Origin of the sequence: Streptosporangium sandarakinum (assembly GCF_013409935.1) — a bacterium.
Lineage (GTDB): Bacteria > Actinomycetota > Actinomycetes > Streptosporangiales > Streptosporangiaceae > Streptosporangium > Streptosporangium nondiastaticum.
The window spans coordinates 960,069-982,556 of the sequence record NZ_JACCCO010000002.1 but is presented as its reverse complement, the minus strand read 5'-3'; the positions used below and the strand labels follow the sequence as shown (position 1 = coordinate 982,556).

Below are 22,488 nucleotides of genomic sequence, written 5' to 3'. Positions count from 1 at the left end.
ATACGGCGCTGATCAGGTAAAACCTGCGCATTGGGATCCTGTGGGCGGTTCCCCTCCCGTGCGGGGCGGGAAGGGCAACGGGTTGGAGGCGAAGGCCCGCGAGCCGTACGCACTGGAGAGAAGACGTGAACGGGTGGACTTTCGAGGGCCAGCCCGGCGCACTGGGCGACAGCGCGGTGACCCTGGTGGAAAGCGGTTCCTTCTGCGTGTCCGGGCGCGGCGGCGACATCGTGCCGGGCGGGGCGCAGGGGGTCTACACCGCCGACACCCGGCTGCTGTCGCGCTGGGAGCTGCGGATCGACGACGTCGGGGTGGAACCGCTCAACGTGTTCGTGACCGAGCCGTACCACGCGACGTTCGTCGGCCGGGCGGCGCCGCGGCCGGGGCGCGCGGAGAGCACCCTGCTGGTGGTCAGGGACCGCTACGTCGGCGGCGGCCTGCGCGAGGACCTGACGCTGCGCAACCTGTCCGACGAGCCGGCCGGATGCCTGGTCGACATCCACCTGGCCGGCGACCTGGCCGACCTGTTCGAGGTCAAGGCGGGGCGGATCCGGCACGCGCTCGACGTGGAGACGACGCCCGACCGGACGGGCCTGATGATCTGCTCCGCGAGCCGGTGCCGGGGGACCCGGGTGGTGGCCGAGCCGCAGCCGATCTCCATGCCCGGGATCCTCGCCTTCCGGATCGTCGTGCCCGCCCGGGGGGAGTGGACCGCCACCGTCCAGGTCAACCCGATCCTGGACGGTGAGGAGCTGCCCACCCGGTTCTCCACCCGCCATCCGCTGGAGCACGCCGAGCCCGCCCGGCGTCGGGCCGACTGGGACCGGCTCAGTCCGGCCGTCGTCACCTCCGACCGCACCCTCACCCAGGTGCTGCGCCGCTCCCGGGAGGACCTGGGGGCGCTGCGGCTGTTCGACCCCGACCGGCCCGAGGAGCCGCCGACGATCGCCGCGGGCGCGCCGTGGTTCATGACGCTGTTCGGCCGCGACTCGCTGCTGACCTCCTGGATGGCGCTGCCGATGGACCAGTCGCTGGCGCTCGGCACGCTGCGCCGCCTGGCCAGGCTGCAGGGCAAGACCTGCGACCCGCTCACCGAGGAGGAGCCCGGCAAGATCCTGCACGAGCTGCGCTTCGGAGCCCAGGCCAGCGGCCTCGCCTACTACGGCTCGGTGGACGCCACCCCGCTGTTCGTGATGCTGCTGGGCGAGCTGCGCCGGTGGGGCCTGCTCCGCACGGAGGTGGAGGGACTCCTGCCGTACGCCGACGAGGCGCTCGGCTGGATCACCAGGTCGGCCGACCCGTTCCTGTCCTACCGCCGCAAGACCGACCACGGCCTGATCCACCAGGGCTGGAAGGACTCCTTCGACGGCGTCACCTTCGCCGACGGCACGCTGGCCAGGCCGCCCATCGCGCTGGCCGAGGTGCAGGGCTACGTCTACGCCGCCTACAACGCGCGCGCCCACTTCGCCCACGAGGCCGGCGACATCGCCGTGGAGGAGGAGTGGAAGGGGCGGGCGGCGCGCCTGCGGGAGGCGTTCAACGACCGGTTCTGGATGCCCGAGCGCGGCTACTACGCGATCGGCCTCGACGGCGAGGGACGCCGCATCGACTCCGTCGCCTCCAACCCCGGTCACTGCCTGTGGACCGGCATCGTCGACGAGGACCGCGCCGCGTCCGTCGCCGGGCACCTGCTCTCGCCGCGCATGTTCACCGGGTACGGCGTGCGCACCCTGGCCTCCGACATGGGCGCCTACAACCCGATGAGCTACCACAACGGCTCGGTCTGGCCGCACGACAACTCCATCATCGTGGCCGGGCTGATCCGGTACGGCTTCGCCGAGGAGGCGCGGCGGATCGCCTCCGGCCTGATGGAGGCGGCGGAGGCGTTCGGCTGGCGGCTGCCCGAGCTGTTCTGCGGCTTCGACCGGGACGAGTTCTCCTCACCGGTGCCTTACCCCACCTCCTGCACCCCGCAGGCGTGGGCCGCCGCGTCGCCCATCCACCTGCTGCGCAACATGCTCCGCCTCGACCCTTGGGTGCCCTACGGGCAGGTGTGGCTGGACCCCGTGCCGATGGAGGACATCCGGGTCGAGGGGATGCCGCTCGCCGGGTCCCGGCTGACGATCGAGGTCAGCGACGGGAAGGTCTCCGTCGCCGGGCTGCCCGAGGGGATGATCCTGCACGACGAGCCGCGCCCGCCGATGTCGGCCCCGGGCGGCGCCTTCAGCGTCCGGGGCCGGAGAAGGCGCGGGGACGGGCAGGCCCGGGACTCGGGGACCCGGGAGAGGACATCGACAGGCCGCGGGGCCGGGAGCGGGGGCGGGGATGATCGCTGAAGAGGAGCCGGCCGGGTGGCGCGGCGGGGGGCTGCGCGTCGTGATGATCGCTCCCCCCTGGTACGACGTGCCGCCCGCGGCGTACGGCGGCATCGAGTCGATGGTGGCCGACCTCGTCGCGGGGCTGTCGCGGCGCGGGCACGAGGTCACCCTGATCGGCGCGGGCAAGCCCGGCACGTCGGCCCGCTTCCTGGCGACCTACGCCGTGCCGCCGTCGGAGCGGATCGGCGAGGCGATGCCGGAGGTGCTGCACGCGGCCAGGGCGCACGGCATGCTCTCCGGCCTGGAGACGGACATCGTCCACGACCACTCGCTGGCCGGGCCGTTGCACGCCGGGTGCCGGGCCGTCCCGACGGTGATCACCTGCCACCTCACGATGGACGGTGAGTTCGGCGACTACTACCGCTCGCTCGGCACCGGCGTGGTGATGGTCGGCATCTCCCGGGCGCAGCGGCGCAGTGCCCCGGAGCTGCCCTGGGCCGGGGTCGTCCACAACGCCGTGGACATCGCCTCCTTCCCCTTCCGCGAGGACAAGGAGGACTGGGTGCTGTGGCTCGGCCGGTTCAACGAGGACAAGGGCGCGCACCTGGCCATCGACGCCGCCCGCGCGGCCGGACGGCGGATCATGCTGGCCGGCAAGCTCACCGAGCCGGTGGAGCGCGACTACTTCGCCGAGCACGTCGCGCCCAGGCTCGGCGCCGACGCCGAGTACGTCGGCGAGGCCGACGCCGTCGGCAAGCGCGAGCTGCTCGCGGCGGCCCACTGCCTGCTCTTCCCGGTCCTGTGGGAGGAGCCGTTCGGCATGGTGATGATCGAGGCGATGGCCTGCGGCACGCCGGTGGTGGCGTTCGGCAGGGGAGCGGTGCCCGAGGTCGTCGCCGACGGGGTGACCGGTTTCGTCCTGGACCGGCCCGAGGAGCTGCCGGAGGCGATCGAGGCGGCCGGGAAGCTCGACCCGCACGCCTGCCGGTCCCACGTGGCGGACCACTTCGGCGTCGAGGCGATGGCCGCGGGCTACGAGCGCGTCTACCGAAAGGTGATCGCCGAGGCCGCCGCGCGGGCCGAGCCCGCCGGCGGGACCCGGGGCCTGATGCCGCTGAACTGACGCCACTGAACCGGCGCCACTGAACCGGCGCCACTGAACCGGCGCCACTGAACCGGCGCCGCTGAACCGGTGCCGCGTCCACGCCGCCGGGTTCGCGCCGCCGTACCGGCCTGTTCGGTGGGGCCGGCCCGCCGTGGCGTCACGGGGCGGGACGGCCGGGCGCCGCCTGCGGCTTTCCGCGCGACGCCCGGCCGGGCGGGAAAGGGCCCGCCGGAGTCGGATCAGCCGTGCGAGTCGGCCGGGGAGCCGGTGAAGGTGGTGAGGCAGGACGGGCCGTTGGCGCCGTCGAAGCGGACCGAGTGGAAGAAGTCGCGGAACGGGGTGTAGAAGTTGCCCTTCCCCCAGGGGGAGGTCACGGCGGAGCAGCCGCCGTAGCCGGACTCGGAGTACAGGTGGATGTAGGAGGCCGTACGGTTCCAGTCGGACTTGGCCCGGCCCGCCATGCCGAGCGCGGCGAGGTCCGGGGTGTCGCTCTTGATCTCGATCATGTCGCCCGTGCCGTCGAGGCCGGAGAACATGCAGTAGGACCCGGCATGGCAGCGGTCGTAGCCGGTGGCGGCCTGGGCGGGGGCGCCCGCCAGCGCGGTCAGCGCGACGGCCGCGACGGGGAGTGCCAGCATCTGAAGCTTCTTGCCCAATGTTCCTCCATTGGTGAAACTTTCTTTCGATGACCGGCTCGACCATACCTGTTGCGATCTTGTAGAGGAAGGGGTCATTTTCCGGCCATCCGAAACCCGGCCGACGCCTCCCGCCGTACGGCGGGCGTCACGGCCCCGATGACCTGCCGTGACTCGGGGGTGAGGCCGGTCGGGACGGAACGGCAATCGGGGCGCGTGGGGCCGGTCAAAGGATCTTGGGCCGGTCGCGGCCGGAGGCGTGTCCGTTGCGGCCGGCCGGGAAGGCTAGCGCCGGCAGGTGCGGAGCATGTTGAGCAAGGCCACCTTCTCCGCGCGGGTCACGAAGAGCCGGTAGTGGTGCTTCACGGTGATCCACGAGGTCGCGTACCGGCACCAGTGGGCGCGGCGTTGCGGACGCCAGTTCTGTGGGCCCTGCCCGCCTTTGGCGATGTTGGCGGAGTGGCTGACGGTGAGCAGTTCGGGACGGGTGAGGTCGTTGGCGAACGCGCGCCGCTTGGCCTGGGTCCACCGTTTGGCGCCCGAGCGCCAGGCGTAGGCGAGCGGCACCACGTGATCGACGTCCACCTGCTTCTCGCTCCTGAGCCGTTTGCCGTCGTACGGGCTGTACCAGAGCCCCTTGACCGGGTGGCAGGCCGCGTTGCGGCGTACGCCCCGCCCGTCGCGGGCCAGCACCATCTCCCGCGTGTCGCACCTGCCCTTGCGGTGCCCCCATCGGGGCTGGAACCGCTCGCGGCTGTAGCCGCGGATGGACAAGGGCCTGGCGACCTTGAGCCGGGCCAGCATGTGCCGGGCGAGGGCCGCGCTCGCGGCCTGTGATTGCTTGCGTGGTTCCGCCGCCGCCTGCGGGGTGGCGAAGGGGGTGATGGGGACGGCCGCGAGAGTCAGTACGGCGATGAGGGATGCCCGCCTCAGGAAAATCATGGTCTCCCCCATACCCAACGAGAACCCGCTGCGACGGCCGACAGGGACCCACCCCGACGGCCGGTTCTCCGCGGTGCTCCCCGGTCACCTGGGCCGGCTCCTCGATTGAGCCTTTGACCTGGCCGTACGCCTCCGGACGCGTGCCATGGGTCCTGGGCGGACCACGCCCTCCCGGGCCGTTCGCCCCGCACATACATACATGATGTATGTATGTATCATCCTTGGCGTCATCATCACTTCGGGAGGGACGTTCATGCGGGCGATACGGCAGTCGGCGTGGGGGGAGGTCGAGACCATGGCGTTGGCCGAGGTGGAGGAGCCCACGCCGGTGTTCGGCGAGGTGCTGGTCAGGGTCGCGGCGGCCGGGGTCAATCCGGTGGACGTCTTCACGCGCCGGGGGCAGGCGTACAACCGGGTGCTCGACCTGCCGTTCATCAACGGCTGGGACGTCGCGGGGACGGTGGTGGGGACCGGCTACGGCACCACCCGGTTCCGGCCCGGTGATCGGGTGTTCGGGATGCCGTGGTTCCCCCGGGCCGCGGGTTGTTACGCCGAGTACGTCACCGCTCCCGCCCGCCACTTCGCCCTCATGCCGGAGGGCCTGGGCTTCACCGAGGCGGCGGCGCTGCCGCTCGCCGGGTTGACGGCGTGGCAGATGCTCACCGAGGTCGCCGCCGTCGCCCCGGGACAGCGGGTCCTCGTGGCGGGCGCGGCCGGAGGCGTGGGACACCTGGCGGTCCAGATCGCCAAAGCCCACGGCGCCCACGTGACCGGCACCGCGAGCGCCGCCAAGCACGCCTTCGTCCGCGAACCGGGGGCGGACGAAGTGATCGACCACGCCGCGACGGAGGTGTCCGCCGTGGCGCGTGACATGGACGTCGTCATCCAGATGTTCGGCGGCGAGGCCGGCCTCAAGGCGCTGGAGTGCCTGCGGCCGGGCGGCGTCCTGGTCAGCGGGCAGGCGGCCTGGACCCCTGGATTGAACGAGCGTGCCGACGAGCTCGGCGTGCGCGCCGTGGCCTACCTCGTCGATCCCGACGGCGCCGGGCTCGCCGCGCTGGCCGGTCTCGTGGCCGAGGGGCGGTTGAAGGCGCACGTCGACGCGGTGTTCCCGCTGGCGGAGGCGGCCGAGCCCGCTCCGGTGAACCGGTGCCCCGCCGCTTCGGCGCGGGACCCATGAAGAGAGGCGGCCACATGGCGGAAGTGAAGATCGGCTACCTGCTGCCGACCCGCGATCAGGCCGTACGCGGCGACGAGGATCCGGCCCTGATGATCGCCCATGCCCGGCACGCCGACGGGAAGCGGCGAGCCGGCACTGCGGCGGGTGGCACGCCTGGCCGATGGCCGGCTTCCCTACACGTATGTTCTTCTAACCTCGGGTTCGGAACGGGAGGAGATACGCGGGTGGCAGAGAACACGAGTGCGCGACGGAGCCAGCACGAGCGCACCAAGGCGACCACGGGCGCCCTGGTCGCGGCGGCGCGTGAGCTTTTCATCAGCGACGGTTTCTCCGCCACCGCGGTGGACGAGATCTGTGCCAGGGCCGGCGTGACACGTGGCGCGTTCTACCATCACTTCAGCAACAAGGAACACATCTTCCGCGAGGTCTACGCCGCCGACCAGAAGGCGCTCGCGCTGGTCGTCCGGCGGGCGTTCCAGGACCAGCGGGATCCGTGGGACGGCGTTTCGGCGGGCTGCCGGCGCCTGCTGGAGGCGTCCCTCGAACCCTCCGTACGCCAGATCACGCTGGTCGAGGCGCCGGGCGCGCTCGGCTGGTCCGCCATGCGGGACATCCAGGCCGGGTGCAAGGAGCAGATGCGGAGCGGACTGGCCATCGCGATCGAGGCCGGGTGCATCCCGGACCGGCCGCTGGACCCCGCCACCTCGCTGCTGTACGGGGGGATCTGCGAGAGCGCCCTGGACATCGCACGCGCCCCGGACCAGCGTGCCGCGCTGGAGGACGCGCTGGCCGAACTCGACCTGGTGCTCGCCGGCGTCGCCCACCGTTCGGCTCCGGGCTGCGCGCACACGAGACAGGGGAGCGGCGTCCAGGCGCGGTAGGACGGCGACGAGGCTCCCGGCCGGGGCGTCGGATCCCGGCCGACTCCCGGAGCGGTGTCATGGAACGCCGATCGTCCTTTCGGCGTGGCGCTCCTCTAGGGTGCGGGTGACGGGTTGCTCGAAGGAGAGGACGGCCATGGGTGAGTTCGTGCGGGTGGAGACGGCCGACGGGATCGCGACGATCCGGCTCGACCGGCCGAAGATGAACGCGCTCAACCGGCAGGTCCAGGAGGAGATCCGCGACTGCGCCCGCCAGGTGGACGCCGACCCCGAGGTGTACGCGGTGGTGCTCTACGGCGGGGAGAAGGTCTTCGCGGCGGGCGCCGACGTCAAGGAGATGGCCGGCATGTCGTACGCCGACATGGCCGTCCACTCCGCGACCCTGCAGGACTGCTTCACCGCGGTCGCCGAGATCGGCAAGCCGGTCATCGCGGCGGTGACCGGCTACGCCCTGGGCGGCGGCTGCGAGCTGGCGCTGTGCGCGGACATCCGGATCGTGGGCGAGTCGGCCAAGCTGGGCCAGCCGGAGATCCTGCTCGGCATCATCCCCGGCGCCGGGGGCACCCAGCGCCTGCCGCGGCTGGTCGGCCCGGCGCGGGCCAAGGACCTCATCTTCACCGGCCGCCACGTCTCCGCCGCCGAGGCCCTGCAGATCGGGCTGGTCGACCGGGTCGTCCCGGACGCCGACGTCCACACCGAGGCGCTGGCCTACGCCGCGCAGTTCAAGGGCGGTCCCGCGCTGGCCGTCCGGGCGGCCAAGCAGGCCGTGGACCGCGGCCTGGAGACCGACCTGGCCACCGGCCTGGAGATCGAGCGCCTGCAGTTCTCCGGCCTGTTCGCCACCGAGGACGCCCGCGACGGCATGCGGGCCTTCGCCGAGAAGACCAAGGCCACCTTCACCGGCCGCTGACCGGCCCACCGGCCGCCGACCCGGCCACGCGGCCGGGTCGGCGGCCTGCTCGCGCCGTACGGCGCCGCCCGGGAGGGCCGCGTCCCGGATGCGGTCCGTGCCGGGCCGGTCAGGTGGCGGCCGGGGCCGGGGTCCGGGCCGGGGCGGCGGTGCGCGGCAGGACCTGGACCAGCGCCGCGACGGCCAGGGTGACCACGATCAGGTAGACCAGCCCGTGCCGGAACGCCCCCGCGACCCCGGCCGACGGATCGCCGTAGAACACGATGCCGACGATGCCGACGCCGATGGCCGAGCCGACCTGCTGGGCCGTGGTGAGGATCCCGGCGGCGGCGCCGGCGTGCCGCGGGGCGATCCTGGCCAGGACGGTGCCCATGATGGGGGCGAGCGCCAGGCCCATGCCGACCCCGTCGGCGACCAGCATCGGCACCAGCCAGCCGATCGGCGCGTCCCAGGCGACCGCGACGAGCAGGGCGGTCAGGCCGGCCGCCCTGGTCAGCCCGCCCAGGGCGATCGTCTGGCGGCCGAGGCGGGCCGTCAGCCGGGGCGCGAGCAGCGAGGCCGCGAGGTAGCCCGCGCCGATCGGGGTGAAGATCAGGCCGGCCTGGAGCGCGTCCAGGCCCCGGCCCTCCTGGACGTACAGGGCGAAGATCAGGAAGTAGGCGGCCATGCCCATGGTGAAGGCGAGCTGGGTGAGCAGCCCCGCGGTGAAGGCCCGCTCGCGGAACAGGGTGAGGTCGATCAGCGGTGACTCGTGCCGCCGCCGGCCGTACGCGATGAGGAGGGCGGCGGCGACGGCGAAGGACAGCCAGGTCCACAGCGGCCAGCCCTGCTCACGGCCTTCGATCAGCGGCAGCAGCGTGGCGACCAGACCGAGCGTGACGAGTGCGGCCCCGCCGACGTCGAGCCGTACGGTGTCGGCGGATCGGCTCTCGGGCACCACGCGGCCGGTCATCACCAGGGCGGCGACGCCGATCGGCAGATTGATCAGGAAGCAGGCCCGCCAGCCGAGGCCGAACAGGTCGGCCTGGATGAGCACGCCCCCGATGATCTGGCCGAAAACCGCCGCCAGGCCCATGGTCATCGCGTAGGCACTGAGCGCCCTGGCCTGGGCCGTCCCGTGGTAGGCGGTGCGCAGGACGGCCAGCACCTGAGGGGAGAGCAGCGCGGCCGACGCGCCCTGCGCGACGCGGGCGGCGATCAGCGTGCCGATGTCCGGGGCCAGGCCGCAGACGACCGAGGCCAGCGTGAAGAGGGTCAGCCCGACGGCGAACATGCGGCGGCGGCCGAAGAGGTCACCGAGCCGACCGCCGAGGACCAGTCCGGAGCCGTAGGCCAGGCCGTATCCGGCGACCACCCACTCGACGGCCGCGGCCCCGGCGTGCAGGTCGCGCTGGGTGGTGGGGATGGCCACGTTGACGATGAAGAAGTCGAGCATCGTGATGAAGACACCGGTCAGGACGGTGGGCAGGGTGCCCCGGCGTGGCATGGCCGCTCCAATGGGTAGATAGAACGATCGGTATACGGCGCCTCATTAGATAGAATGGTTGGTCTACTGTCAACCGCGTGCGAGGATTCGGAGCCGTGACCACGACCACGAGACCGGGGCCGCGTGAGCGGCTGCTGGAAGCCGCCCGCGAGCTCACCTACACCCATGGCGTTCACGTCGGCGTGGACGCCATCCTCAGCCGGGCCGACGTCGCCCGCCGTTCGCTCTACCAGCACTTCGGCGGCAAGGACGGGCTCATCGCCGAGATGCTGCGCACCCAGGCCACCGCCGACCGCTACCGGGAGACCATGGACGCGGCCGGCGACGACCCCCACGAGCGCGTCCTGGCCGTCTTCGACGAGCTGGAGCGGGTCACCACGCGGCCCGCGTTCCGCGGCTGCCGCTACACCGCCGCCGAGCTCGCCCTCTCCGACCTGGATCACCCGGCGCACGCGGAGGTCCGCGCCCACAAGGAGGAGCTGCACCGGATCTTCGCCGCCGAGCTGACCCGGCACGGCCACCCGGACCCGGAGTTCGGCGCCGACCAGATCCTGGTGCTCGTCGACGGGGTGCTGGCCCACGCCGTCACCCGCCCCGGCGCGCACCCCGCGCTGGCGGCTCGGGTGATGGCCGAGACGATTCTCGGGCCGGGCGGAACGGCGAAGCCGGGCGGGACGCCGGAGCGGGGATGACCGGACGCCGGGGCCCCGGCCGGGAAGGACCGGAACCGGGAGGGGCGGGACCGGCGGCGGGCCGAGCCGGGTGACCGGCCGCGCCGGAATGCGAGGGTCGCACCGGGCTGTGCCGATTCCTGAGACCGTCCGGACATCTCGGTCTTTGCCGGTATCGTGCCGGGCTATGGCGCGATTGGCGAAGCGGGCTCTGGTGCCCGCCCGGCTGCGGAGTGCGGTGCGCGGCTGGTTCGACTCCCGGTACATCTCCCTGGCCGAGCACCGCCAGGACATCAAGGACGCGCTGTGGGAGGTCCAGGTGCTGCGCCGGGAGGTCACCACGCTGCGCGCCGAGGTCGAGAGGCTCCAGGCGCGCACGGCCAAGGCCCCCGCCGCCCCCGCCGGGCGGACCGTGGACGAGACGCGGGCGCGGCGCTGGGACGACGCCCACCGGCTGGCCACCGAGACGGCCGCCGCGATGGAGCGGGTGCTGCAGAACGAGGTGCTGCTCTGGCAGGCCGTGGACCGCGCCGCCGCAGGCCGTACCCCTGAGACCGCCGAGACGGACCGCCCCGCGGGGGAGGATCGCACGCCCGGGACCGGTCGCGCCGCCGGGACGGCCCTGGACCGCGCCGCCGGGAGCGCCGGATGAGGGTCTCCTGGACCTCCGGCGACGCCGTCCGGCACCTGACCTTCCGGCTGGACCCCGAGGACGGCATCACCGGGCACTGCGCCGACGGCCAGCCACTGAAGATGGCCACGAACTCCTGCCGGGTCGAGCTGCCGCGCGAGCCGCGCGAGATCCACCCCGACCTCGCGGCCCTGGCGGCCTGGACCGTCGTCGCCCCGTGGACCCGCCGCGCGGTCACCTTCGACCGGCCGATCTCCGCCGAGCTGGCCGGGGCGATCCACGACGGCTGGGGGATCGAGGCGGGCCCGGTGGGCGCGTCGCCGCGCTCCGGCCGCCGGCTGGCGATCTCCTACAGCGGCGGCGCCGACTCGGTGGCCGCGGCGGCCATGCTGCCCGACGCGCCGTTCGTCCACTTCCAGCGGGTGTCCCACCCGCGCGTGCCCAACCGCTGGACCCACTACCGCTCCGACGTGCTGGCGAAGCTGGCCGCGCGCACCGGCCGCGAGCTGACCGTCGTCCGCTCCGACCTGGAGTTCACGCTCGCCGAGCCCCGGCCCGGCTACCCCGAGCACCACGCGGTGGCCGCCGGGGCGCTGCTGATGGCCGACGAACTGGACCTCGGCGGCCTGGCGTTCGGCTACGAGCTGGGCTCGCGCTGGCTGGGCGGCGACCGCTACCTGCTGCGCTACACCCCCGACAACCCGATGTGGGCCCCGCACGGCGCCTGGGGCCGCGCCTTCGCCGCGGCGGGCGTGCACATCGTGCTGCCCGTCGGCGGGGTGAGCGAGGCCGTCACCATGCGGCTGGCCCTTTCCTCCCCGCTGAAGGAGTACGTCCGCTGGTGCCTGCGCGGCGAGGACGGCCCCTGCGGCACCTGCGGCAAGTGCCTGTACAAGGAGCTCATCCAGGCCGCCGTCGAACGCCGCCCGCTGCGCACCGCCATCGGCCCGGACCGGCCGGTCGCCCGCAAGTGGCGGGAGCCCCCGCCGTACGGCGGGCAGGAGATGATCGAGTACGGCTGCGCCCGGATCCCCGGCATCGAGGACACGGTCTTCGCCAAGGCCGCGGCGTTCCTCGGCGCGACCGAGTCCTCGACCGCCTGGCTGGACCGCTGCTACCCTCCCGCGATCGAGGAGATCCCCGAGCCGTGGCGGGCGGCGGTCCGCGACTTCGTCGCGGCCGAGATCGGGTTCATGAACGACGACGAGGCGCGCCGCGTCGAGACATGGGGGCTGTCGTGAGGGTGTACGTCTCGGTGGACATGGAGGGCGTCACCGGCCTGACCGACCCCGAGGAGATGCGGGCGGGGGGCCGCGGCTACGAGCGCGGCTGCGAGCTGATGACCGCCGACGCCAACGCCGCCGTCCAGGGCGCCTTCGACGCCGGGGCCGAGGCGGTGTGCGTCAACGACGCCCACAGCTCGACGAAGAATCTCAGGATCGACCTGCTCGACCCGCGCGCCACCCTGATCAGGGGACCGGGCAAGCCGCTGCGGATGGGCCAGGGCCTCGACCCGGGCCACCGGGCCGCCTGCTTCGTCGGCTACCACGCGCGGGCCGGGGTCGAGCACGGCGTGCTCAACCACACCTGGATGGGCAAGGAGATCCAGAACCTCTACCTCAACGGCGAGGTCTGCGGCGAGACCCGCCTGGTGGCGTCGTTCGCCGGGTCGCTCGGCGTCCCGGTGGCCCTGGTCACCGGGGACGAGGCGGTCTGCGAGGAGGCCAGGGAACTGCTCGGCGACGTCGAGACCGTCGCGGTCAAGAAGGGCATCAACAAGTTCTCCGCCGAGCTGCTGCCGCCCTCGGTGGCCCAGGCCCGCATCCGCGAGGCCACCGTCCGGGCGCTCGGCCGGCTCGCGGACTTCCGCCCCTACGCCGCGGAGCCGCCGTTCACCCTCGGCATCGAGTGGAACTCCACCGCCATCGCCGCCGGGTGCGCCATCATTCCCGGGGTGCGCTCGGTCGGGCCCCGGCACACCGAGTTCACCACCGACGACTTCGCCCAGATCATGGGGATGATGGGCCTGCTGGCCACCATCGGCGGCCAGATCGCCTGCGACAGCGGCGTGTACGGCTGACCCCGACGACCGCCGCCGGCTCCCGAACCACCGACGACCCCCGACCACCCCGACAACCCCCGAACCACCGATGACCCCCGCGGACCGCTCCGGCCCGGCCCCGCTCCCGGCGGCCGGCCCGCAGGCGGCTCGCCCCCGCGAGCCCGGAAGACCCGAGAAGACAGTGACCGAACGCAGGACGATGACGCGCAGGGCGCTGTTGGTGGGCGTGGGCGCGGCCGGCGGCGCCGGAGCCATGTTCGCGGCCATGGGGGCGCTGGGCCTGGCCCCCGACTCCCAGCCCTCCGACTACGTCCCGCCGCAGCCCTCCGACTTCTCCCTCAAGGGGAAGGGCGCGGCCAAGGTCGTGATCATCGGGGCCGGTGTCGCCGGGCTGACCTGCGCCTACGAGCTGGGCAAGGCGGGCTACGACTGCACCGTCCTGGAGGCGGCCGACCGGGTCGGCGGGCGCAACCTCACGCTGCGCGGCGGTGACCGGCTGCCCGAGAAGGACGGGCCGGACCAGACGGCCGGGTTCGGCGAGGGCGTCTACTTCAACGCCGGCCCCGGGCGGATCGCGCAGTGGATGATCGCCATGGACTACTGCCGCGAGCTGGGCGTTCCCCTTGAGGTGTTCGTCAACAACAACGCCTCGGCGTACGTCTACACGCGCGGCATGAAGGCCCCGGTCCGGGCCCGCACGGCCCGCGCCGACCTGTACGGCTACATCGCGGAGCTGCTGGCCAAGGCATCCCACGCGGGCGCGCTGAACCGCCGCCTCACCGCGGAGGACCGCGAGCGGCTCTCGGAGTTCCTGCGCCGGTTCGGCGACCTCGGGCCCGACCTGTCCTACCGCGGCTCCGGCCGGCGCGGGTTCGCGACCTACCCGGCGATCGGCGACGGCGTGCCGCTCGACCCGCCCGCCTCGCTGGCCGAGGTGCTCTCCGCGGGCACCGGCCGGGCGATCACCATGGACTTCGGCTTCGAGCAGGCGGCGCCGATGTTCCAGCCGGTGGGCGGGATGGACGCGATCGTGACCGCGCTGGTCAGGGCGGTCGGCCACGACCGGATCAGGACGGGGACGCCCGTGACCGGGATCAGGAACCTGCCCGACGGCGTCGAGGTGACCCACCCGGGCGGCGCGGTCCGCGCCGACTACTGCGTGGCCGCGCTGCCGCCGCACCTGCTCGCCCGGCTGCCGCACAACCTCGGCGCCCAGGTCACCGCCGCGCTCCGCACCCCCGTGCCGGTCGCCGCCGGCAAGATCGGCCTGGAGTACGGCAGGCGCTGGTGGGAGACCGAGGACCGCATCTACGGCGGCGTCACCGAGACCGACCTGGACATCACCCACATCTGGTACCCCTCCTACGGCTACCACGCCCAAAGCGGCCTGCTCGTCGGCTACTACAACACCGAGAAGGAGGCCGAGCTGTACGGCCGGCTCTCCCCGGCCGAGCGCCGCAGCCGGGCGCTCACCCAGGGCAAGAAGATCCACGGCGAGAAGTACCGCGCCGAGCTGCGCTCCAGCGTCTCGATCGCCTGGCACCGCCAGCCGCACATCGAGGGGGGCTGGGTCCGCTGGCCCTCCTATGAGGGGGCCTTCACCCTCCTGCAGCGCCCGGCCGGGCGGGTCTACTTCGCCGGCGACTGGCTCACCCACCTGATCGCCTGGCAGGCCGGGGCCATGGAGTCGGCGAGGAAGGCGGTCACCGCGATCCATGAGCGGGTGCTGAGCACGTCCTGAGCACGTCGAGCGGCGCCGTCCCGGCGTGCCGGGCACGGCCGTACAGTCTCAGGGGGGCGGCGGCACGAGGAGTCCCGGGGACCGCGAGCGGTCCCCGAAACGGTGAGCGGTCCCGGGGACGGCGGGGCGCGTGACGGAGGGGAAGAACGGCGATGGCGATCGGAACGCTGGAATGGGTCAAGGCCGGCGAGCGGCCCGACCTGCTCGCGGAGCCCGTGGTGCGGGCGGCGGCGGGGCTCGACGGGGTGTTCGTGGCCCCGATCGACCCGGAACTGGCCGACACGGCGGCGTTCTGCGAGCGGTACGGCGTCGCCCTGTCGGAGTCGGCCAACTGCGTGATCGTGGCGGCCAAGCGCGCCGGGGAGGTCCGCTACGCGGCCTGCCTGGTGCTCGCCACCACGCGGGCGGACGTCAACGGCGTGGTCCGGCGGCACCTGGACGCCCGGAAGATCTCGTTCGCGCCGCAGGACGACGCGGTCGGGCTGACCGGGATGGAGTACGGCGGGATCACCCCGCTGGGGCTGCCCGCGGGGTGGCCGGTGCTGGTGGACGAGGCCGTGGCGGCGCACCCGGAGGTCGTGATCGGCAGCGGTGTCCGCCGCTCCAAGCTGGCGGTGGCCGGCTCGCTGCTGGCCGGGTTGGAGAACGCTGAGGTGCTCCGGCTGGCGAGCTGAGGCCGGACCGGAGGCGCCGGGGGAGGCCGGGCCGGGGAACCGGGACCGGGGCCGGGGGACCGGGGCCGGGCCGGGAGCGCCGAGGCGCTCGGCCGGGGGATCGAAGCCGGACCGGGATGCCGGGGTGCTCCGGCCGGTGAGCCGAACGCCCGGTGAGGACCCGGGGAAAATGGGCGAACCGTCGCCGAAAAGAGATTGAGTGTTGTCTGCCTTTGGGAAACCGTTGAAGTCTCGCGGACGTTACTTGTTCGGGGAGTATGGCCTGATGGTTCAGCTCATGGGCGGTGTTTAACCGGATATGGTGCTACATGCCATGAATCAGGACGACCGATTGGGTCCTTACCGGCTGCTCAGGCGGCTCGGCGAGGGCGGCATGGGTGTGGTCCATCTCGCCACCGATCCCCGCGGTCAGCAGGTGGCGGTGAAGGTCCTGCGCGGCGAGGTCGCCGGAGACGACGTGGCGCGCCGCAGGCTCTCCCGCGAGGTCGAGACCATGCGCCGGGTGCGCAGCGAGTACATCGCCGAGGTCGTCGACGCCGACGTGACCGGCCACCGCCCCTACATCGTGACGCGATACGTCCCCGGCCGGTCGCTGGAGGAACTGGTCAAGCAGGACGGCCCGCTGGAGCTGCCCGCCCTCCTCCAGGTCGCCCACGGGGTGGCGGTGGCGCTGGCCGCCGTGCACTCCGTCGGAGTGATCCACCGCGACCTCAAGCCGGGCAACGTCCTCATCCTGGACGGCCGCCCCGTCCTCATCGACTTCGGCATCGCGCAGGCCGTGGACGCCACCCGGCTCACCCAGACCGGCATGTTCATCGGCACGCCCGGCTACCTCGCCCCCGAGATCATCGAGGGGCACGAGGCCGGGCCCGAGGTGGACGTGCACGCCTGGGGCGGCACGCTGGTCTTCGCGGCCACCGGCCGCCCGCCCTTCGGCAAGGGCACGCTGGAGATGATCTTCTACAACATCACCGCGGGCAAGGCCGACGTCGACTCCGTCCCCGAGCCGCTGCGGCCGCTGCTGCGGGCCGCGCTCCAGCGCGACCCGGCCAGGCGTCCCGCGGCGGCCGAGCTGGCCGGGCAGGTGGGGCGTCTGATGGCTGGGAACGGCCGGCCCCAGGCGTACGAGGAGATCGTCACGGTCCCGCGCTTCGGCGACGCGGGACCCGGCGGTCCCGGCGCGGGCGGCTCCGGCGTCACGGGTCCGGCGGGCGGAAGCCTTCCCGGCGGGCCGGACGGCTTCGGCGACCGGGGGGTCCCCGGCGGTCACGGGTTTCCGGGCCGGCCCGGCGACCTCGGCGACGTGCCGACCCCGGCGACGCCCCGCCCGGGAGCGGGGCCGTGGCCGCCGGCCCGGCCGACTCAGCCGTCCCCGGTCTCTTCCGCTTCCCCGGCGCAGGAGTACGTCTCGCTGCTCGGCGAGCAGCGGCCCGATGAGCGGCCCGGCGAGCGACGGCCCGGCGAGCGGTCCGGCGAACAGTGGCCCGCGGAGCGGCCCGGCGGGCAGTGGCCTGCCGGGCGGCCGGCCGAGCTTTCGGCCGATCGGTCCGATCCCTGGCCCACCCGCAGGGTGACGCCCGAGGAGCTGCGTCGCGCCGCCGCCGAGGACGCCCACGACCTGCCCACCGGCGCGCTCGGGCCGGAGGACCTCCCCACCGGGCGCGTGCCCACCGGCCCGTCCGGCGTCCCGGGAATGTCCGGACCGGGAATGTCCGGACCGGGCGCATCGGGGCCGGGTGCCTCCGGTCCCGGCAGGTCCGGTCCGGCTCCGTGGAGCGGCCCGGGCGCGTGGACCGGCCCGGAGACGTCCGGCCCGTCCGGCGACGGCGCCCGGCCCGGCGTCTCCGACCGGTCGCGGCCCACGCCGCGGGTGCCGGACGGCGACATCCCGACGCAGCGGGTGCGTCCCCAGGATCTGCAGGAGTACGCCCGCGACCACTCCGCCAGGCCCGGCTCCGGCCCCGGGGCCGTCCGCCCGGCGGCGCCGTACCCGCCGCCGGTGCCCTCCGAGGGGCCGCGCGACCGGTGGCCCGCGCCCGCGGACCCGTTCGAGCACACGCCGCACCTGCGGCCCGACCGGTCGTCGGCGCCGCCGCCCTACCCCTACCCCCATCCCCGGCCGCCCGGGGCGCAGGCGGGCCACCTGCTGCAGCGCTCCCGGGCGCACGGCGTCGCCGGGACGATGGCGCTGGTCGCCGTCGCGGCGGTGGCCGTCCTGGTGCCGGTCCTCGCCGCCGTCGTGGCCGTGCCCGTCGTGATCCTGCTGCGCGCGGCCGACATCGCCCAGCCCGGTCTCGCCGCCCGCCGCCCGGCCGGCGCGGCGGCGGCCGACGTCCTGCGGGTGCTCGGCAACCCCGCCGCGCTGCTGAAGGCGGTGGGAGTCACGATCGCGCTCCTGCCGTACGCGCTGATCCTCGGCCTGCCGGTGACGCTCCTGCTGACCGTGCTGGTCACCGGGATGCCGACCGTGAACGCGCTGAGCTGGGGGGCGGCTGTGGCGCTGTGGGCGATCTGCGCGGGACCGGGGGTTGAGGGCCCCAGCCGCCAGATGCGACGTACGCTGGCATCATTGCTGCCTTCGCGCGGCGCGGCCATGATCACGGCCGCGGCGGTGGGGGCGGCGGCGGTGCTGGCGGTCATCATGGCGGCCGGCACCGTGCGCGACGGGGCACGGGAGGCGAGGTGGACGCCGGTCGGTGTCAAGACGGTGGTGAGCAGACTGGACGAGCTACGGGAGAGGGCGAGGCGATGACGGGGGAGACGCAGGCGCCCGAGCGGCTGGGTCCTTACCGGCTGCTCAGGCAGATCGGCGAGGGCGGGATGGGGGTCGTCCACCTGGGGCTGGACGAGGACGGCCGCGAGGTGGCGGTCAAGGTGCTCCACCCACACGTGGCCGCCGACCTCAAGGCCCGCGACCGCCTCACCCGCGAGGTCGAGACCATGCGGCGGGTGCGCAGCCCGCAGGTCGCCGAGGTCGTCGACGCCGAGCTGACCGGCAGGCAGCCCTACATCGTCACCCGCTTCGCGCCGGGCCACACGCTGGAGGACATCGTCCTCACCGACGGGCCGCTCGACGCGGACGGGGTGATCAGGCTCGCCCGGGGCCTGTGCGCGGCGCTGGTGGCGATCCACGCCGCCGACGTGGTCCATCGCGACCTCAAGCCCGCCAACGTGATGATCGTCGACGGCGAGCCGCTGGTCATCGACTTCGGCATCGCGCACCTGGTCAACGCCACCCGGCTGACCCAGACCGGCATGTTCGTCGGCACGCCCGGCTATCTCGCCCCGGAGATCATCCGTGACTCCGAGATCACCCAGGCGGCCGACGTGCACGCGCTGGCCTCGACGGTGTTCTTCGCCGCGACCGGCAAGCCGCCGTTCGGCACCGGCAGCTTCGAGGTCGTCTGCTTCAACATCATGGAGGGCCGGGCCAACATCGACCAGGCCCCCGTCTGGTTGCGCGGCTGGCTCCGCCGGGCGCTGGCCGTCGACCCCGACGCCAGGCCGAGCGCCCAGGAGCTGCTCCGGATGGCCCGCGAGCTCGACCCCACGGCCACGGTCCTGCACGAGACGCCGCCCGACGGCGGCGGCACCCGCGTCCTCGACGCCGACGGCACCCGGGTCCTGGACGCCGACGGCGCCTCGACCCTGCCCGGCGGCGGGCCGGGGTCCCCGCCGAACGGCACCCGCACGCTGCCGCGCGGCGACGACTACGCCGACCTGCTGCCGCCGGTGGAGTACTCCAGGCCCGAACGGCGGAGCCGGCCGTCCCGCCCCGAGCCGAGCCTGACCCCGGAGGGGATCGCCCCGTACGTTCCGGCCACGCCGCCTCCTTACGCCACGGCTCCGACGCGGCGGGGCGGGCATCCGCCGCCTCCCTATCCCGACCAGCGGGTCGCCGGCTACCCGCCGCCCCCGCCGACCGGGCAGCCCCGGCCGTACGCCCCGCCGACCCAGGCCCGGCCGCACACCCCGCCGGACGCCCGGCCCCGGCCGCAGGAGCGCGCTCCGTACCGCACCGGGCATCCGCTGGCCGCGGCGCTGCTGCTGACGATCCTCGTCGGGCTGGCCTGCGTGCGCCCGGTCATGGTGAGCGCCGTCGCGCTGGTCGCGGTGCTGTGCCTGCGGGTGGGCGAGTACCTCTTCGGGGACCTCGCCGAGCGCCGCTCGGTGCGCGGCGGCAGCGCGGCCGACCCGCTGCTGGCGGTGCTGGGCACGCCGTGGGCGCTGGTCAAGGCGGTGCTCGCCACCGTGATCACCGCCCCGCTGGCCGCGATGTTCGGCATGTGCGTGTGGGGCGCGCTGCGGTTCGGTGCGAACCTGGGACCCAACACGGCCGCCGCCTACGCGGCCGGCGGGTTCGTGGCCGGGCTGTTCGTGCTGCCCGGCGGGGGCAAGCCGCGCCGGGCCGTCGCCCGCACGCTCACCGCCTCCATCCGCAGCCCCGGGGCGGCGATGGTGACCGCGATCATCCTGGGCACGCTGGCGTTCTTCGCGGTGATGGCCGCGTTCACCGTGCACCCGTCCTTCGCGCCCTGGCAGCCGCCGACCCAGGTCATCGACCAGCTCACCCTGGAATGGCAGAACCAGGTGAACCGCGGGAAGATGGGCGTGCTCGACCTGGTCGGCGGTCTCGTCGACGACCTGCTGAGCAGTCTGGGGCTGGGTTTCATCACCTTCTGGAAGTGATCGTCCCCCTGCGGCACGATGGGGGGACGCAGGGCCGGAGGGAGTTCGCATGGGAACACCGGACGGCGAGGGCCTGGGCCCCTACCGCCTGCTGTCCACGCTCGGCGCGGGCGGCTTCGGGGAGGTCCACCTCGCGCTGGACCCCGAGGGGCGCACGGTCGCGGTCAAGATCCTGCACCCGCACGTCGCGGCCGACACGACGGCCCTGGCCCGGCTGGCCCGCGAGGTCGAGACCATGCGGCGCGTCCAGGGGCCGCACATCGCCGAGGTGCTCGACGCCTCCATGGCGGGCCCCCGCCCCTACCTCGTCACCCGTTACGTGCAGGGCCGCCCGCTCAGCGCGGTCATCGCGGCCGGAGCCGTCGAGGGGGACGGCCTGGCGCGCCTGGCGTACGGCCTGGCCGAGGCGCTGGTGGCGATCCACGCCGCCGACGTCGTCCACCGTGACCTCAAGCCCGCCAACGTGATCCTGACCGACGGCGAGCCGGTGGTGATCGACTTCGGTATCGCCTGCGCGCTCGACTCCGTCTCGGTCACGGCGTCCGGCGCGGTCCTGGGCACGCCCGGCTACCTTGCGCCCGAGGTGCTGGAGGGCACCGACGCCGGTCCCGCGGCCGACCTGTTCTCGCTCGGCGCGACGCTGGCCCACGCCGCCACCGGCCGCCCCCCGTACGGCGTCGGCCCGCCCTCGGCGGTCGGCTACCGCGTCGTCCACCACGATCCCGACCTGGAGGGCGTGCCCGGCTGGCTCGCGCCGCTGCTCGCCGGGTGCCTGCGGCGCGACCCGTCCGCCCGGCCCTCGGCGCCCGAGCTGCTGGCCGCCCTGGAGGCCGAGCCGCGGGTGGCCGCACTGTCCGTACCGCCCGCACCGCCCGCCCGGCGGGTCCGCCCCGTGCTCGCCGCCGCCGGGGCCTCCGAGGCGCAGGCGGCGGAGGCGCAGGCCACCGGGACGCGGGGGGCGGAGACCGGCGTCGCCGACGCCGCCTTCCGCGAGCCGGGGGGCGGCGCGGCCGGGGGCGGGCTGCACGGCCTGGTCACCCGCGAGTGGCGTCCCGGGCGGAGACGGCCGCCCGGCCGGCCCTCGCCGGAGGAGCTGCGCGAGCGCCGCCGCGCCGTACTGCACCGCCGCTGGGTGATCGGCACCGGGCTGCTGGTCGCGCTGGCCGCGGCGACGGCGCGGAACCCGCTGCCCGAGGTGTCGCTGCTGCTGCTGTCGGCGTACACGCTGGCGGTGACCGTCGACGCGGGGGTCGCGATGTTCGCCCGGAAGAACCGCGGGCGCGCGATCCTCGACCTGGGCGGCATCGCCGGGACCCTCGCGCTGTGGGCCGTGCTCGGCGCGTTCTTCAGCACCCTGACCCTCGCGCTGGCCCTGGGCACCGTCGTCCTCGTCGTGGGGGCGATCCTCCTGGGCTCCTGACATCCCGGAGCCCGGGGAGCTTTTCGCCGCGGGCGAATCCCGGGTGAGGCTCCCGCATCGGCGGAACATAGTTCGGTTAGGGTGGTGGGAAACCGGTCGGAAGGAAGGTCGATCGTCGGGTGAACAGCACACTGCCTGGCGGTTTGCACCTAAGCTACCGATGGGTAACATGATGTCGGGAGCCGGCGGGCGCGCGCCGGACCGGACATCCCACTGTCACACCGCCCTCGGGCACCTGGCAGTCTTGGCATCACGTGCACGTGCCCCGCGTGTGCGTACCGCACATCCGGCGCCAACCGCAAGGACGCGGTGGCGTACGCGAACACGGGAGGTCGGCCACCGGCCATGAACATCGTCGTCTGCGTGAAGCAGGTCCCCGACACGGCGACCGAGCGCAAGCTGAGGTCCGATGACAAGACGCTCGACCGCGACGCCGCCGACGGCGTCATCAACGAGCTGTGTGAATACGCGGTCGAGGAGGCGCTGCGCCTGAAGGAGGCCCACGGCGGTGAGGTGACGGTCCTCACCATGGGTCCCGGCAAGGCCACCGACACCATCCGCAAGGCCCTGGCCATGGGCGCCGACAAGGCGGTCCACCTGGTGGACGACGCGCTGCACGGCTCCGACGCGCTGGGCACCTCCTACGCCCTGGCGCAGACCCTCAAGAAGATCGGGTTCGACCTGGTCGTGCTCGGCTCGGAGTCGACCGACGCCCGCACCGGCGTCCTCGCCGCCATGCTGGCCGAGCGCCTCGGCGTGCCGCAGCTCACCTTCTCCAACAAGGTCGAGGTGAGCGGCGAGACCATCACCGCCCAGCGCGTCACCGACTACGGCTACGACCGGGTCGAGGCCTCGCTGCCCGCCGTCGTCTCCGTGGTCGAGAAGATCAACGAGCCGCGCTACCCCTCTTTCAAGGGCATCATGGCCGCCAAGAAGAAGCCGGTCACCACGTTCGGCATCGCCGACGCGGAGATCGACGCCTCCCAGGTGGGCCTGGCCAACTCCTGGAGCGAGGTCGTCGACTTCGCCGCCGCCCCGCCCCGCGCGGCCGGCACCATCGTCAAGGACGAGGGCGACGGCGGCGTGAAGACCGCCGACTTCCTCGCGTCGAAGAAGTTCGTCTGAGGACGGGGGTCAACCGAA

Annotated in this window: 18 protein-coding genes; 15 read left to right on the top strand and 3 right to left on the bottom strand. The window is 73.9% G+C overall.

All coding sequences use genetic code 11. From position 1 onward, the window contains the following. The first annotated feature begins 125 nt into the window (after positions 1-125). On the top strand, positions 126-2,336 hold the full coding sequence (locus tag HDA43_RS22905) for an amylo-alpha-1,6-glucosidase (RefSeq protein WP_179825013.1): 2,211 nt from the start codon (positions 126-128) through the stop codon (positions 2,334-2,336). Next, positions 2,326-3,441 carry a glycosyltransferase family 4 protein gene (locus HDA43_RS22900; protein WP_179825011.1) on the top strand — a complete coding sequence of 372 codons (1,116 nt, stop codon included), beginning with the start codon at positions 2,326-2,328 and terminating at the stop codon, positions 3,439-3,441. Before HDA43_RS22905 ends, HDA43_RS22900 begins: the two co-directional genes overlap by 11 nt. Before the next feature lie 221 nt (positions 3,442-3,662). On the opposite strand, the gene HDA43_RS22895 is transcribed toward HDA43_RS22900, so the two are convergent. Both HDA43_RS22895 and HDA43_RS22890 read right to left on the bottom strand, forming a co-directional pair. Continuing rightward, on the bottom strand, positions 3,663-4,079 hold the full coding sequence (locus HDA43_RS22895; protein WP_218912374.1) for a peptidase inhibitor family I36 protein: 417 nt from the start codon (positions 4,077-4,079) through the stop codon (positions 3,663-3,665). Positions 4,080-4,343: 264 nt separating this feature from the next. Continuing rightward, a complete protein-coding gene (locus HDA43_RS22890; RefSeq protein WP_179825009.1) occupies positions 4,344-5,000 on the bottom strand; it encodes an HNH endonuclease family protein in 657 nt (218 codons plus the stop codon). Between the two features lie 253 nt (positions 5,001-5,253). Here HDA43_RS22890 and HDA43_RS22885 point away from each other — a divergent pair, with 253 nt between their 5' ends. From HDA43_RS22885 to HDA43_RS22875, 3 genes are all read left to right on the top strand, one after another. Further along, the gene (locus HDA43_RS22885) at positions 5,254-6,180 is read left to right on the top strand and encodes an NADP-dependent oxidoreductase (RefSeq protein ID WP_179825007.1); all 927 of its coding nucleotides are present in this window, start codon (positions 5,254-5,256) and stop codon (positions 6,178-6,180) included. 224 nt (positions 6,181-6,404) lie between these two features. Next, a complete protein-coding gene (locus HDA43_RS22880) occupies positions 6,405-7,061 on the top strand; it encodes a TetR/AcrR family transcriptional regulator (RefSeq protein WP_218912373.1) in 657 nt (218 codons plus the stop codon). 136 nt (positions 7,062-7,197) lie between these two features. Continuing rightward, positions 7,198-7,971 (top strand): enoyl-CoA hydratase/isomerase family protein, encoded by a 774-nt coding sequence (locus HDA43_RS22875; protein WP_179825005.1) that lies wholly within the window; start codon positions 7,198-7,200, stop codon positions 7,969-7,971. 109 nt (positions 7,972-8,080) lie between these two features. Here HDA43_RS22875 and HDA43_RS22870 read toward each other — a convergent pair whose 3' ends face one another. Then, positions 8,081-9,457: an MFS transporter gene (locus HDA43_RS22870; protein WP_179825003.1), complete on the bottom strand. Its 1,377-nt coding sequence runs from the start codon at positions 9,455-9,457 to the stop codon at positions 8,081-8,083. Between the two features lie 95 nt (positions 9,458-9,552). Here HDA43_RS22870 and HDA43_RS22865 point away from each other — a divergent pair, with 95 nt between their 5' ends. The 10 genes from HDA43_RS22865 (at position 9,553) to HDA43_RS22820 (ending at position 22,470) form a co-directional block, all read left to right on the top strand. Next, entirely contained in the window at positions 9,553-10,149 is a 597-nt protein-coding gene (locus tag HDA43_RS22865; protein ID WP_179825001.1) for a TetR/AcrR family transcriptional regulator, read from the top strand. A 166-nt stretch (positions 10,150-10,315) separates the two neighbouring features. Then, positions 10,316-10,780, top strand: a complete 465-nt coding sequence (locus HDA43_RS22860) for a hypothetical protein (protein WP_218912372.1) — start codon at positions 10,316-10,318, stop codon at positions 10,778-10,780. Continuing rightward, complete coding sequence (locus HDA43_RS22855) at positions 10,777-12,000, top strand: DUF6395 domain-containing protein (protein ID WP_179824999.1); 1,224 nt, start codon at positions 10,777-10,779, stop codon at positions 11,998-12,000. The genes HDA43_RS22860 and HDA43_RS22855 overlap by 4 nt, the downstream gene beginning before the upstream one ends. After that, positions 11,985-12,839 carry a M55 family metallopeptidase gene (locus HDA43_RS22850; protein WP_218912371.1) on the top strand — a complete coding sequence of 285 codons (855 nt, stop codon included), beginning with the start codon at positions 11,985-11,987 and terminating at the stop codon, positions 12,837-12,839. The genes HDA43_RS22855 and HDA43_RS22850 overlap by 16 nt, the downstream gene beginning before the upstream one ends. A gap of 163 nt (positions 12,840-13,002) precedes the next feature. Then, a complete protein-coding gene (locus tag HDA43_RS22845) occupies positions 13,003-14,562 on the top strand; it encodes a flavin monoamine oxidase family protein (protein WP_312873498.1) in 1,560 nt (519 codons plus the stop codon). Between the two features lie 152 nt (positions 14,563-14,714). Next, a complete protein-coding gene (locus HDA43_RS22840) occupies positions 14,715-15,236 on the top strand; it encodes a YbaK/EbsC family protein (protein ID WP_179824997.1) in 522 nt (173 codons plus the stop codon). 313 nt (positions 15,237-15,549) lie between these two features. Further along, positions 15,550-17,988, top strand: coding sequence for a serine/threonine-protein kinase (locus HDA43_RS34460; RefSeq protein WP_218912370.1), 2,439 nt, complete (start codon positions 15,550-15,552; stop codon positions 17,986-17,988). Beyond that, complete coding sequence (locus HDA43_RS22830) at positions 17,985-19,925, top strand: serine/threonine-protein kinase (protein WP_179824995.1); 1,941 nt, start codon at positions 17,985-17,987, stop codon at positions 19,923-19,925. Before HDA43_RS34460 ends, HDA43_RS22830 begins: the two co-directional genes overlap by 4 nt. A 49-nt stretch (positions 19,926-19,974) precedes the next feature. Beyond that, positions 19,975-21,345, top strand: a complete 1,371-nt coding sequence (locus HDA43_RS22825) for a serine/threonine-protein kinase (RefSeq protein WP_179824993.1) — start codon at positions 19,975-19,977, stop codon at positions 21,343-21,345. A gap of 345 nt (positions 21,346-21,690) precedes the next feature. Then, positions 21,691-22,470: an electron transfer flavoprotein subunit beta/FixA family protein gene (locus HDA43_RS22820; protein ID WP_179824991.1), complete on the top strand. Its 780-nt coding sequence runs from the start codon at positions 21,691-21,693 to the stop codon at positions 22,468-22,470. Positions 22,471-22,488: the final 18 nt, after the last annotated feature.